The sequence below is a fragment of the Exiguobacterium sp. E17S genome (assembly GCF_057772545.1).
This window is the reverse complement of sequence record NZ_JBYLRU010000002.1, coordinates 67,540-80,240: the sequence shown is the minus strand read 5'-3', so window position 1 is coordinate 80,240 and position 12,701 is coordinate 67,540. Positions and strand designations below refer to the sequence as shown.

11 protein-coding genes and 1 riboswitch are annotated in these 12,701 nt (G+C 47.1%); of the genes, 2 read left to right on the top strand and 9 right to left on the bottom strand.

The features are described from left to right. Positions 1-34 precede the first annotated feature (34 nt). From AC3B4V_RS09615 to AC3B4V_RS09605, 3 genes are all read right to left on the bottom strand, one after another. Entirely contained in the window at positions 35-730 is a 696-nt protein-coding gene (locus AC3B4V_RS09615) for a thermonuclease family protein (RefSeq protein ID WP_488378275.1), read from the bottom strand. 90 nt (positions 731-820) lie between these two features. Continuing rightward, positions 821-1,471 (bottom strand): SDR family NAD(P)-dependent oxidoreductase, encoded by a 651-nt coding sequence (locus AC3B4V_RS09610; protein WP_336449457.1) that lies wholly within the window; start codon positions 1,469-1,471, stop codon positions 821-823. 60 nt (positions 1,472-1,531) lie between these two features. Beyond that, complete coding sequence (locus tag AC3B4V_RS09605) at positions 1,532-1,798, bottom strand: DUF5327 family protein (RefSeq protein WP_058265458.1); 267 nt, start codon at positions 1,796-1,798, stop codon at positions 1,532-1,534. Positions 1,799-1,855: 57 nt separating this feature from the next. On the opposite strand from AC3B4V_RS09605, the gene AC3B4V_RS09600 reads away from it, so the two are divergent. Beyond that, positions 1,856-2,824 carry a Gfo/Idh/MocA family oxidoreductase gene (locus tag AC3B4V_RS09600; RefSeq protein WP_411212025.1) on the top strand — a complete coding sequence of 323 codons (969 nt, stop codon included), beginning with the start codon at positions 1,856-1,858 and terminating at the stop codon, positions 2,822-2,824. Between the two features lie 32 nt (positions 2,825-2,856). Continuing rightward, positions 2,857-4,518 carry a glycerol-3-phosphate dehydrogenase/oxidase gene (locus AC3B4V_RS09595; protein WP_058265456.1) on the top strand — a complete coding sequence of 554 codons (1,662 nt, stop codon included), beginning with the start codon at positions 2,857-2,859 and terminating at the stop codon, positions 4,516-4,518. A gap of 46 nt (positions 4,519-4,564) precedes the next feature. On the opposite strand, the gene bcaP is transcribed toward AC3B4V_RS09595, so the two are convergent. The 6 genes from bcaP to AC3B4V_RS09565 all read right to left on the bottom strand — a co-directional run bounded on the left by bcaP (position 4,565) and on the right by AC3B4V_RS09565 (position 12,242). Continuing rightward, the gene (bcaP, locus tag AC3B4V_RS09590) at positions 4,565-6,001 is read right to left on the bottom strand and encodes a branched-chain amino acid transporter BcaP (protein WP_488378274.1); all 1,437 of its coding nucleotides are present in this window, start codon (positions 5,999-6,001) and stop codon (positions 4,565-4,567) included. Positions 6,002-6,226: 225 nt separating this feature from the next. Further along, the gene (locus AC3B4V_RS09585) at positions 6,227-7,522 is read right to left on the bottom strand and encodes a DUF2252 domain-containing protein (RefSeq protein WP_488378273.1); all 1,296 of its coding nucleotides are present in this window, start codon (positions 7,520-7,522) and stop codon (positions 6,227-6,229) included. A 67-nt stretch (positions 7,523-7,589) separates the two neighbouring features. Next, positions 7,590-8,537 (bottom strand): peptide-methionine (S)-S-oxide reductase MsrA, encoded by a 948-nt coding sequence (gene msrA / locus AC3B4V_RS09580; protein WP_214772003.1) that lies wholly within the window; start codon positions 8,535-8,537, stop codon positions 7,590-7,592. Between the two features lie 69 nt (positions 8,538-8,606). Further along, positions 8,607-8,789, bottom strand: coding sequence for a hypothetical protein (locus tag AC3B4V_RS09575; RefSeq protein ID WP_035399267.1), 183 nt, complete (start codon positions 8,787-8,789; stop codon positions 8,607-8,609). A gap of 60 nt (positions 8,790-8,849) precedes the next feature. Continuing rightward, positions 8,850-10,610, bottom strand: coding sequence for a solute:sodium symporter family transporter (locus AC3B4V_RS09570; protein ID WP_488378272.1), 1,761 nt, complete (start codon positions 10,608-10,610; stop codon positions 8,850-8,852). A 150-nt stretch (positions 10,611-10,760) separates the two neighbouring features. Continuing rightward, a complete protein-coding gene (locus tag AC3B4V_RS09565) occupies positions 10,761-12,242 on the bottom strand; it encodes an amino acid permease (RefSeq protein WP_055969897.1) in 1,482 nt (493 codons plus the stop codon). Positions 12,243-12,373: 131 nt separating this feature from the next. After that, positions 12,374-12,562: riboswitch (Lysine riboswitch) on the bottom strand. Positions 12,563-12,701: the final 139 nt, after the last annotated feature.

The following is a 12,701-nucleotide window of genomic DNA, read 5'->3' as shown; positions in this document are numbered from 1 at the left end:
GCCATCGCTTCCGATGGCTTTTTGTCTGCGCTTATCAGCGTGCAGCGCGGACGAATCCAGCTTCTTCTGCTTCTTTTTCCGTACAGAACCGTTGCTCTGGCTTCACTTCATCGTAGGACTGACCTCCCGGTACATGGTAGATTTTTTTACCCGAACGATTGATGTTGCCTTTGATGTCGCAGGATTTCGTTTCTGTAATCGCTTGAGCATCGAAGCCACGATTCGTGACGTAGCCATCGTGCTCCCAAATCTTTTTCTTCGCCTGCTTGGCTTCCTGTTCAATCTGTTCGAACATATCGACATAACGTGTGTCCGGCTCATAGACGAATGCTACACGTGCGAGTCCTTTTCGTAGTAACTCCTGATTCAACATCTTATCGCCGTACCAGACGTATGCGAGCAGTCGTCCGTATCGATCGCTCCTGGAATGATCACGCTCCAACCGAATCGCTGTCCCGCTCGGTAAGGTCTCTTTCGTAAACGCTGAAGCTTCCGTTCCATACGGTTGAACCGGTGTATCCGGTTTGACGGTTTCCGGTGTATCAACGAGCAATAAACGAACGTCCTCCGTTTTCCCATCCGCCAACTTTACTTTTAACGTATCCCCATCAATGACGCGCTCGACCGTCGCCTTTGTAACCTTCTCGTCATCCGGTTGCTTGATGCCAAGCAAGTCTGTCTCCTCTGGTGCACAACCGATGAGAACGAATAGAAAAAGTAGACTCATCATTGCGTATCGTCTCACTTCTGTTTCGCTCCTTTCCATGAAAATACGGATTCGGTCAAAGCCCGAACCCGCATACGCTATCTTGTTTATTCGTTAGTCTGCTGAAAGAACCGTTTCGACTTCATTTCGGTTTGTATAAAGTTGATAGAACGCTTCCGCTACATTTTTCGGATCAAGTGCCGTTCCACGCTTCACTTCCCCGGCAATCGTGACGGTTCCGACGTAGACACCGTCTTCCTTCAACGTATCGTGTAACATATGCGTCACTTGGCGAACGCCTGCCTTCCCGATTGAAAGCCCTGGTAACGATTTGATTGCTTGCATCGCAGCGCCGCCTCCAGTAATCAGGATAGCGCCGTCTTTCCGTTCTTTCATCGACGGAGCAACGAGTTGTGCGGCATGCAGTGCACCGAGCACGTCGATTTCGAACTCTTTCGTAATCTGTTCTGCCGAGACTTCGAGGACAGACGCTTGATGTAAAATCGAAGCATTGTAGACTAAGACATCGACTTGCCCGTATTGCTCCTCTGTCCATTCGATGAGGGATGCGATATCAGCTTTTCGTGAAGCATCACATTCCACTCCGACCGCTTCCACGCCCGCTTCTTTTAGTTCCGTGATGACGGCTGCGAGTGTTTCTTGCGTCCGCGCCGCACAAACGACTTGAAAGCCTTCTTGTCCGAATCGTTTACTGATTTCATATCCGTTTCCTGGTCCTGCTCCGATGACGATTACTGTTTTCATGACGTATCTCCCCTTCTCGTTTCAACTGTGATGGTTATTCCCTGAATCGCATCATTTCATTCAAAAATCGAGCAATGAAGTGCCTTTTTCTTCTTTCTCCTGCGAAACACCCATGAAACGCGCTAACATCGGATCGACTGTTGGTGTTGCCTGAGGTGTTGACGTAGGTAGCGATATCGTTGAACTTGATGTCGCCTCAGATTCAAGTAATAGTTCACAGTACGCCTTCATTGCTGCAATCTGCTCTTTCTGCGCGGCTCCTGTCGTTTGCTCAATGCGTTGCATCGCTTGACGCATCTTTTCGATGATGTGTTGTTCCGTAATCATCTTGTATTCCTCCTTATGGTAGATTGAGGGTATGAACTTGAAAAGGATGTGTTTTCCATGATTCGTACCGCTTTAGTTGGTTTTGGTATTGCCGGTGAACATTTACATGCTCCTTATTTACACGCACCTGATTATCAGTTAGTCGCTGTTCAGTCGAGTCGTCCGGAAGCAGTCGCTGCTTATGACGCGACGCTACCTGTTTATTCGACACTTGAAGCCCTGCTCGCTAAAGAACAGATCGATTTAGTCGTCATCGCGACAGCAAATGAACGACATTATCCACTTGCGCGCCTCGCTTTGCTATCGGGCTGTGATGTACTCGTCGAGAAACCGTTCACTGTCACGCTCGAAGAAGCCGAAACGTTGACAGAACTAGCACGTGTACACGATCGGTTACTGACAGTTTATCATAATCGTCGGTATACGAAGGACTTTCGAACGCTGATGAACTTACTCGAATCCGGACGTCTCGGCACTCTCCAAACGTTCGAAGCGCATTATGATCGCTATCGTCCAGACGTTGAGGATCGTTGGCGCGAACAGGACGTACCCGGTGCTGGTCTCTTGTACGATCTTGGATCACACTTGATCGATCAAGCACTCGTCGCCTTCGATGAAATTCCGGATCGCGTCTTTTGTGACCAAACGATTCAACGGCAAGGTGGTATCGTTGATGACTATACACATCTGATTTTAGCATTCGGTACGCGACGCGCTATTTTACACATCGGTTCCATCGTTCCGGCTGTTGGTCCTTCGCTAATGGTACATGGGACAAAGGCTAGCTATTTCGTCGATGAAGTCGATACGAAACGCGCGACGTATCAATTGGCTGAAGCAAACGGCCCCCTTGAAGACTTTCCTTTTGTCTCCGGGCAATTTGGGGATTATTATACAGACCTTGCGCCAACCATTCGACAGCGAACAACCCCACCTGTCTCTCCGAAACAGGCTGAACTCGTCATGAAAATCATTGATCGTGCTCAAAAGAGTGCAAAATCGGGTACATGGATAGAAGTAGACTAACTATCCATTCAGACGAACAGGGGGAAGACAAGATGTTTTCAAGTACAGAACGGACAGCTTGGTTAGAAGAGATGGGACAAGAACTTTTAGACGTGCTCGTCATCGGGGGCGGTATCACAGGAGCCGGTATTTTGCTTGACGCACAAAGTCGAGGCATGCGGACAGGATTGATTGAGATGCAGGACTTCGCCGAAGGGACATCGAGCCGATCGACGAAACTCGTCCATGGTGGATTGCGTTATCTGAAGCAGTTCGAAATCAAACTGGTTGCCGAAGTCGGAAAAGAACGTGCCATCGTGTATGAGAACGCCCCACACGTGACGACGCCGGAATGGATGATGCTTCCACTCGTCGAAGGCGGAACGTTCGGCAGCTTCTCGACATCAATCGGCCTACGCGTCTATGACCAGCTCGCAGGCGTCAAACGCAATGAACGCCGGACGATGCTCAGTAAAGAAGAAACATTACGTTACGAGCCACTATTACGTTCGGAACATTTAGTCGGTGGTGGTCGTTATGTCGAATATAAAACGGATGATGCCCGATTGACAGTCGAAGTCTTAAAGGCAGCCGTTGGTTACGGTGGACGTGCCGTCAACTATACGAAGGCTGAATCGCTCGTCTACCACAATGGAAAAGTTGTCGGTGTCGAAGTCCGTGACGTCTTAAGTGACAAAACGTATACGATTCGGGCGAAGAAAATCATCAATGCAACCGGTCCGTGGGTCGACGAACTACGTGAAAAAGATGGTTCGAAAGCTGGGAAATCGCTCCACCTGACGAAAGGGATTCATCTCGTCATCGATCAAGCGCATTTCCCACTCCAACAGGCTGTTTATTTCGACGTTCCAGATGGTCGGATGATCTTTGCGATTCCACGCGAAGGGAAAACCTATGTCGGAACGACTGACACGAACTATAAAGGAGATATTCTTGAGCCGGGTGTCACTGTCGAGGATCAGGATTATATCCTAGAGGCGACGAATCAAATGTTCAACGTCGAGTTACGACCTGAACACGTCGAATCGACATGGTCTGGACTACGCCCACTCATTCATGAAGATGGAAAGGACCCGAGTGAACTGTCTCGAAAAGATGAAATCTTCGTCTCGAAATCCGGTCTGATGTCAATCGCTGGTGGGAAGTTGACCGGGTACCGGAAGATGGCAGAACGAATTATCGATATGGTCGCAGACCAATTCAAGACAGAAGAAAATCGGATTTACCTCGCTTCTCGTACGCACGATATCTTGCTTGGTGGTGGTCATCCACAAGGAAGTAAAGGATTTGCCCGCTACTTGAAAGAACAACAACCAAAAGGAGAAGCACTCGGATTGTCACCGAATGAGGCGACATGGCTCATCCAACGTTACGGTACGAATGTCGAACGTGTCTACGAATTGATTCGGACACGTGGTGACGAGGCGGCTCGTTATCAATTACCGTTACACTGGTTCGGCGCCCTTCTATATGGATTAGAAGCTGAGCTCGTCATGCAACCCGGCGACTTCTTGAACCGTCGTGCCTCGGCCGTCTTCTTTGATTTCCCTCACGCTGAACAGTACGCAGATGGTGTTCTCGCCTTGATGCGTAGCGAACTCGGCTGGTCGGCAGAAGATGAAGCGAGAGCCAATGAAAGCATTCGTCGTGAATTTGATGCGGTCCGCGTCAAAGGACCTGTTCCACTTTCATAACATCAGAAGACCCGATCGCCTTCAGGCGACCGGGTCTTCTTGTATGTTACTGTTCTTCTTTCGAAGCAGCGAGTTCCGCTGCCGGCATGTTGCCTGGGTGTAAATTCGAACTCTTACGTGCAAACGTAAAGTAAAGGACTAAACCAATAGCAAGCCAGATTCCAAAAGCAATCCATGTCTCGAGTTTCAAGTTGAACATCAAGAAAAGACATGCAGCGATTGCTGCGATCGGCACATATGGCATACCTGGACATTTGAACGCACGCGGGAGATTGGGCTGTGTCTTACGAAGAATCAAGACAGCGACAGAGATCAAGACGAATGCTGCGAGTGTACCCATGTTGACGAGGTTTGCGATGACATCGAGCGGAACGAATCCAGCAACGAGTGAGCTACCCAGTCCGATCATCCAAGTCGCCTTGAATGGTGTTTGGTACTTCGGATGCACTTCAGAGAACACTTTCGGGAACATTCCGTCACGCGAGATGGCGAATGCAAGACGCACCATTCCGTAAGTCATGACGAGAATAACTGTTGTGATCCCGAGGATCGCACCGAGATCGATGAATCCAGCTACCCAGCTTTGACCGGCCATTTGAATCGCAAGTGAGACTGGATGATCGACACCAGCGAACTGTTGGTACGGTACGATACCCGTCATGATGGCTGCGACGATGACGTAAAGGACTGTACAAACAGCGAGTGAACCGATGATCCCGCGTGGCAAGTTTTTTTGCGGATCGCGGACTTCTTCAGCTGCTGATGTGACGGCATCAAAGCCGATGTACGCGAAGAAGACGATTGCGGCACCCGAGAAGACGCCTCCCCAACCAAATGGTGTGAACGGTGTCCAGTTCGATGGCTCAACGTAGCCGACACCAACAACGATGAAGAGAATGACGACTGCGACCTTGATGACGACCATGATGTTGTTGACACGTTTCGTTTCCTTGATTCCCATCGACAACAATGCCGTAATGGCAAAGAGGATTAAGAATGCTGGAAGGTTGAAGTATGTCTTGGCTCCTTCGACTGCTCCAGGAGCTGCTGATAAGGCTGTTGGCACATGGATGTTGAATCCTGCAAGTAAGGACTGGAAGTACCCAGACCAACCGGCTGCAACGGCACTGGAGGCGAGTCCATATTCGAGGATCAAGTTCCAACCGATGATCCAAGCGAAGATCTCTCCCATCGTTGCGTACGTGTACGTATAGACGGATCCACTGACCGGAATCGTTGATGCGAATTCAGCGTAAGCAAGAGCAGCTAGACCACAGGCGATGGCAGATAGAATGAATGATACGATAAGTCCTGGTCCTGCAGTCAATGCTCCTGTTCCTGTCAAAACGAAGATTCCGGTTCCGATGATGGCGCCAATTCCTAAAAACGTTAAATCCATCGCGCCAAGATTTCGAGCAAGTCCACTATTTCGTTTACTTGCAGCAATCATAGCGGAAACATCTTTTTTCCGCGTCAAGCTCATGATGTACTTCCCCCTATGTCTCTTTTGATTTGTCCTACGGAGCGAGTCGTCCGTAAGAACTTAATCAAAAATTTACGAAGTTTTCTGATAAATTGATATAGGTCATTATACCTATTTATATTTTGTTGAACGCTTTCATTCGTTAAACAAAAAAATCTGCACAAAAAAGATGGATATGTAACACATGTTACACACCCATCTAACGAGCCTTAGTTTGTTAAATTTTCAAATTGTTTTTCGGGTCTTCATCCACTCTAAAAACACTTGGTAATCCAGCTTTGTTCGTGTCACGTAGGCTTCTGACCAACGCTCGATTTGTTCTAAAAAAGCAGTGTCTGAAACACCAATGGATTGGATGATTTCAACATCCGCATGATGTGTTAAAATTTTTTCTTTAATCCCAGCATCCTGATCCGCCCGTGCATGGATTTTCGCGGTAATTTGACCTTGAATACACAACACGTTCTCAAGGTCTTCCTGACTTTTGATATGCTTTGCTTTTAGTTTTTTCTTATATGGAGAGCGCTCACGTACATAATATTCCTTTTTCCCAATCGTCAGGTAGCCAAGATATGGATCCTCATGTGCCTGCATCGCTTTTTGGGACGTGATGATCCGGCGTCCTTGATGAACTGTTTCTGCTTCTGGACGATAGACGGGAAGGAACAACGAAGGGACAGAAGTCTGAGCTTGTTTCATCTCTAGAATCAAATCTTCTTCCCCTCCCTCCCCCTCAATCAAGATGTAATAGCGTTCAAGACCAATCGATGCCGTTCCACTGTCTAGTTTCCGGACGATATCCTTGATTGTATAGAACGCTTCGTCACGACGATCCTCTTCGTCAATCGTCTCGATATAGGAGGACCAGGCAGACTCAATCGCTATTCGCGTCGTATCATCTATCGCTTGCATATCCGGTAATGTACAAAAACGTCTCACGCCATCCACCAGTTCCGTCCGCTCTCCCATTAATTCCTCACGTTTCTTTTCTGCTTTTTTGATCAACTTCTTGATTGGTCCTTTCGTATTATCCCGCGTAAAACAGACATCACTCGGATCTTTTCCGAGAGCGTACTTTTTTAAATCGTGTAAGTATTCCAGAACATAATTTCGAATCGCAGGAGTCGGATCGTATCCTGCCTCTTCAGCGAACAACCGGACGGAGACCGCCATGCGAATCAAATCGTATAGATAAGATCCTAAGTACCCTTCATCAAAGTCATTGACGTCGTAGATGATATCTCCCTTCGCATTGCCATGGACACCGAAATTCTCAAAATGAAGATCTCCCTGAATCCACGTCGGTTTATCACGAGGCGTATCAAAACCAAGGGGGATTCGCGTCACGTCATAATAAAACAGATGCGAACTCCCACGGAAAAAGCGAAACGGACTCAAGCTCATCTTGTCGTACTTTTCCTGACGTGCTTGCTCATCGAGCTGACGGATTTCGTGATCGTAGAAATCAAGTACCTTCGCAATCGTCATTTGTCGAATCTCTTCATATACGGGTCGAAACATTCGATTCTCTCCCTTCCATTTGAAAAAAGAGCAGTCAAAACGAAATCGTTTGACTGCTCCTTACGTGTTACTCGAAATGTTTTTTATATTCCCCATATCCTGCCGAATCAAGCTCTTCAAGCGGAATAAATCGTAATGCTGCTGAGTTGATACAATAGCGAAGACCACCAAGTTCTGTCGGACCATCATCGAAGATATGACCGAGGTGACTATCCGCATTCGCAGAACGCACTTCCGTCCGCGTCATCCCGTGACTCGTATCGAGTTCGACTTCCATCTTGTCTTCTGAGATCGGTTTAGCGAAACTCGGCCAACCACAGTTTGACTGGAATTTATCTTTTGATGTGAAGAGTGGTGTACCATCGACGATATCGACGTACAGTCCTGGACGTTCTTCATCCCAGTATTCGTTACGGAAAGCGGGTTCTGTCCCGTTCTCTTGTGTGACTTTATACTGAATTGGTGTCAGACGCTCTTTCAGTTCTTTTTCCTTACCGTGGTCCTTCCACGCTTCCTTGATGAATTTCGCGCGACCTGAGCCGACACTATACATCTGATAACGGAACGGATTCTTTTTATAATAATCTTGGTGATATTCTTCGGCTGGCCAAAACGGCTTTTCTGGACGAATCTCTACCGCGATCGGACGCGAGAAGCGTCCTGATGCGTCAAGCGCTGCTTTCGAACGTTCAGCTGCTTCACGCTGTGCTTCATCGACATAAAAGATAGCCGGTTGGTACGATTCACCACGGTCATTGAATTGACCTCCACCATCTGTCGGGTCGATTTGACGCCAGAAGATCTCGAGTAATTCTTCGTACGTAATGACGGACGGATCGTACGTGACTTCAACCGCCTCCAAGTGACCTGTCGTTTCCGAACAGACCTCTTTATAAGTCGGGTTCTCTGTATGACCACCGGTATATCCTGAAATGACCTGCTCTACCCCATCATATTTATGGAATGGCTTGACCATGCACCAGAAACAACCACCTGCAAATATTGCTTTTGCCATCTATCTTCCCCTCCTCTGTATGTGTCTATTTTACCGCGTTCAGAGAATGGACTCGACTTTCCTGCTCATTCAATCCTCTGGATTCGCTTTTAGACGACGCATGACGAAGTAAATCGCTGCAAAGACAAGAAGAAGTCCTCCAAGCGAATACCAGATGTTATTCAAACGATAAATCATTTGGTACAAGGCAAGCGTCACAAGCAATAATGCGATCGGTAAGAAGGCACGCTTGAAGTGGTACCAGTAATTCACGAAGATCGCCTCCTGTTTTTCTTTCATCTTACCCGATATGTCATGCCTTCTGCGAGAGGATTATTCGGCTTGACGGTACTCTTCTTCGAGATAGGTCCGGTACTTCGCTTCCCAAGCGTTTAGCGACACACGCCATAATACGATCGTTGCAATGACAAGTCCTAACGTGACCGGCCAGAACCAAATCGATACGATTCCTGCTGTCGAAGCCAGTCCGATTTTTGAAAACAGAACGTACGTCCAAATGATGGATGTGCATAATAAGATCGAAACCGGAATCGCGAACTTCCATGGAGTGAGCTCGACAGACTGTCGTCGATTGACCTTTCTTGACTGGACGACCGGGTAACGATATCCCATGAATATCATGAACAGCACTTCAATCACGAGTAGAATACCGTACCCATGAATATAGCTAATGCCATGATCCCAGCCGAACAGTTGTTTGAAACCGAAGACGAATAAGTAATACGCGAACACGTGAAAGACGATGACGATTTTCGCTGCAATCGCCGGAATTCGTTTCATGAAAATCCCCATTAATACGATGACGAGAATCGGAATGTTGAAAAAACCTGTGAATTGCCGGATCAAACTCCATAAGCCGTCCGGCGCGTACATCAAGAATGGTGCGATGACGAAAGAGATTAAAGCAACGATCGTTCCGAACCATTTACTGACACGAATCAAATGTTCATCACTCGCCTCTTTCGCAAACACCGGCTGATATATATCGAGAACGAAAAGTGTTGCAATACTATTTAGCAACGAGTTAAACGAACTGAAGACGGCTCCAAGTAAGACAGCTAAGAAAAATCCCATCAGCGAGACAGGCAACAACTCCGTAATGAGACGAGGATATGATAAATCACCGCTCGTTAGTGTGTTCCCATACAAGTGATAGGCAATGATCCCAGGAATCAGCATGAAGATTGGAACTAATAACTTCAAGAATCCTGTCATGAGGACGCCCTTCTGTCCTTCCTTCAAATCTTTTGCCCCGAGCACACGTTGAATGACATATTGATTGAGTGACCAATAAAATAAGTTCGCAAATAGGATACCCGTGAAAATCGAGAAGAACGGAACGGCATCGGTTGAGCTTCCAATTGCGTTCAACTTCTCCGGTTGAACGGTCGCAATCGTCTTCATCCCTTGAAGTAAATTCCCGTCACCCAGTGCAATAAAGCCAAGCACCGGAACTAAGAATCCGACGAAGACAAGCCCGATCCCGTTCAAGGTATCCGAGACAGCCACCGCACGTAGCCCTCCAAAAATCGCATAAATTGCTCCGATGATCCCGACGACCCAGACGACTAACCAAAGGGATTGCGTATAACTGAGACCAAAGAGTTCCGGAACATCGAATAGCTGCAAGACAGCAATCCCACCTGAATAAAGCATCGAAGGAATCGTGACGCACATATATCCGAGCAAAAAGAGTAATACTGTCATCCGGCGAACCGTCTCATCATACCGGTGACTTAAGTATTCCGGTAATGTCGAGATACCAAGCCCGAGAAACTTCGGGAGCAGATAGATGGCCATGATGATGGCAGCAAATCCCGCCGTGACTTCCCACGCCATACTCGACATGTTCCCCATGAAAGATTGTCCATTTAGTCCAATCAACTGTTCTGCCGACAAATTCGTCAGCAGTAGTGATCCGGCAATGAAAACGCCACTTAGCCCTCGACCTGCTAAGAAGTATTCATCGACGCCTTGTGTTTTTCCACGCGTCAATCGGTAGGATATGTAGGCAACGAGCAACATGAAAAACGCTGCAGAACCTAATGTAAAAAATAAATCAGATGTAGTCATGCGTCTTCCCCCTATTTTTTATTCATATTTTCTATTTTTGAATATGTATTCATTGATTCCTTTTTTATACTTTTTCAAAACTATATTTTAGAAAACGTTTTCATTTAAGAGAATAAAAAACCACCTTCATTCTAGAAGGTGGTTCACATATTACGATTGACGTGGATGTTCCGGGAAGTCCATCTCGTCATAACGAACGATCGACGTTCGATTTTTGAATTTATGTCCTAACCAGAAGGCAAGGAATAATGGAATACCAACATACGTTGCGGCAATTCCGACCCAATCGATTTGATCCGCGAGGAATGCGGCATAGTTTTGACCGACGATGACGAGGAAACAAAGACCGAATGCGAACAGCGGACCGAATGGGAACGCTGGTGCCACATATGGTAAGTCTTTCAACGAGTGACCTTGTGCAAGGAATCCTTTACGGAAACGATAGTGACTGATTGCAATCCCGAGCCATGCGATGAATCCTGTCATACCGGAAGCATTGAGTAACCACAAGTAGACTTGTCCACCAAACATTGACGTCAAGAAACAGAGGGCACCGATTGCTCCTGTTGCGAGCAAAGCGTTACGCGGTACACCGTTTTTCGATACTTTCGCGAACAACTTCGGTGCATCTCCTTGGCGAGCAAGCGTATAAAGCATCCGAGTCGAAGCATACATACCTGAGTTTCCGGCAGATAGAACAGACGTCAAGATGACGGCGTTCATGAGTGCTGCTGAAAAGGCAAGACCCGCTTTTTCAAAGACGAGCGTAAACGGACTAACCGCTACGTCCGTAATGTCATTCGAAACCAAGTTTGGGCTCGTATACGGAATGAGCATTCCGATGACGAAAATCGCGAAGACGTAGAAAAGCAAGATGCGCCAGAAGACTTGTTTGACTGCTTTTGGAACATTCTTTTTCGGATCTTCCGATTCACCCGCGGCAATCCCGACCAGCTCCGTTCCTTGGAAACTGAATCCGGCAACGAGAATGATACCGATGACGGCAGGAATCCCACCGACGAACGGCGCATCGCCAAGAGCAAAGTTTTTAAAGCCAACCGGTGGCTCTGATGTAAAGACACCAAAAATCATCGCAACACCGACGACTAAGAAGACGATGACGGTAACGACTTTAATCATCGCAAACCAATACTCCGCTTCCCCAAATCCTTTAACGGAGAAGTAGTTCAAGCCGATCATGAGTAAGAGGAACAAGGCACTGAAGTAAAATCCAGGAACATCCGGGAACCAATATGTCATGACGATTTGTGCTGCGACGAGCTCGACTGCGATCGTGACTGCCCAGTTGTACCAGTAGTTCCAGCCGAGCGCAAAGCCGAATGATGGATCGACGAATTTCGTTCCATAGGTCGAGAAGGATCCGGCGACCGGCATATACGCTGCCATTTCACCAAGACTTGTCATGAGGAAATAGACCATCAGACCAACGATTGCATATGATAGGAGCGCTCCACCTGGTCCTGCTGCTGCGACGGAAGCACCGGACGCAATGAAGAGTCCTGTTCCGATCGCTCCACCGATGGCGATCATCGACATATGACGGGCTTGTAATCCACGTTTTAATCCTTCTGCTGTCGAATCTGTTGTTTGTTTCACATCTAGATTGTTCATTTCGTTCGCTTCTCTCTTTAATAAATTTTTGAGAGGACACTTTTTGAATGAAAAAACAAAAAGCGCCCTCATCTTCCAGATGGAAGATGAGAACGCAACATAATAAAATGGATGCGCCTCATTCTACCGTCGTGAAAGATAGCTCTCCACAAGTAGGTGATACCCGACTTGTGACAGTATTAGACCTATTTGATCTAATCCCAATCGATCATCTTCAAAGCGATGATTGATTTCGGCAATTCTTCCTTTCAGGTCACCTCATCTGTCGCTTGACGACATCCGTAACCGTACTCTTAAGAACTGCAACCTCCATCCCACTGGTTGAGTGAGAACTGAATTAAGTTAGTTATTACTACGCCATATTACACAAAACGCCACGAAATTGTCAATTGCCTTTTTTCGAATCTGGGGTAGTCGATGGTAAAAATCCGATATGTTTAGTACACTAAATGGTAGAAG

Excerpts from the sequence above, each read along its gene's own strand:
- AC3B4V_RS09585 (WP_488378273.1), bottom strand. The coding sequence starts at position 7,522 with ATGTTTCGACCCGTATATGAAGAGATTCGACAAATGACGATTGCGAAG.
- AC3B4V_RS09600 (WP_411212025.1), top strand. The coding sequence starts at position 1,856 with ATGATTCGTACCGCTTTAGTTGGTTTTGGTATTGCCGGTGAACATTTA.
- AC3B4V_RS09605 (WP_058265458.1), bottom strand. The coding sequence starts at position 1,798 with ATGATTACGGAACAACACATCATCGAAAAGATGCGTCAAGCGATGCAA.
- AC3B4V_RS09565 (WP_055969897.1), bottom strand. The coding sequence starts at position 12,242 with ATGAACAATCTAGATGTGAAACAAACAACAGATTCGACAGCAGAAGGA.
- AC3B4V_RS09595 (WP_058265456.1), top strand. The coding sequence starts at position 2,857 with ATGTTTTCAAGTACAGAACGGACAGCTTGGTTAGAAGAGATGGGACAA.
- AC3B4V_RS09615 (WP_488378275.1), bottom strand. The coding sequence starts at position 730 with ATGATGAGTCTACTTTTTCTATTCGTTCTCATCGGTTGTGCACCAGAG.
- msrA (WP_214772003.1), bottom strand. The coding sequence starts at position 8,537 with ATGGCAAAAGCAATATTTGCAGGTGGTTGTTTCTGGTGCATGGTCAAG.
- bcaP (WP_488378274.1), bottom strand. The coding sequence starts at position 6,001 with ATGAGCTTGACGCGGAAAAAAGATGTTTCCGCTATGATTGCTGCAAGT.
- AC3B4V_RS09610 (WP_336449457.1), bottom strand. The coding sequence starts at position 1,471 with ATGAAAACAGTAATCGTCATCGGAGCAGGACCAGGAAACGGATATGAA.
- AC3B4V_RS09570 (WP_488378272.1), bottom strand. The coding sequence starts at position 10,610 with ATGACTACATCTGATTTATTTTTTACATTAGGTTCTGCAGCGTTTTTC.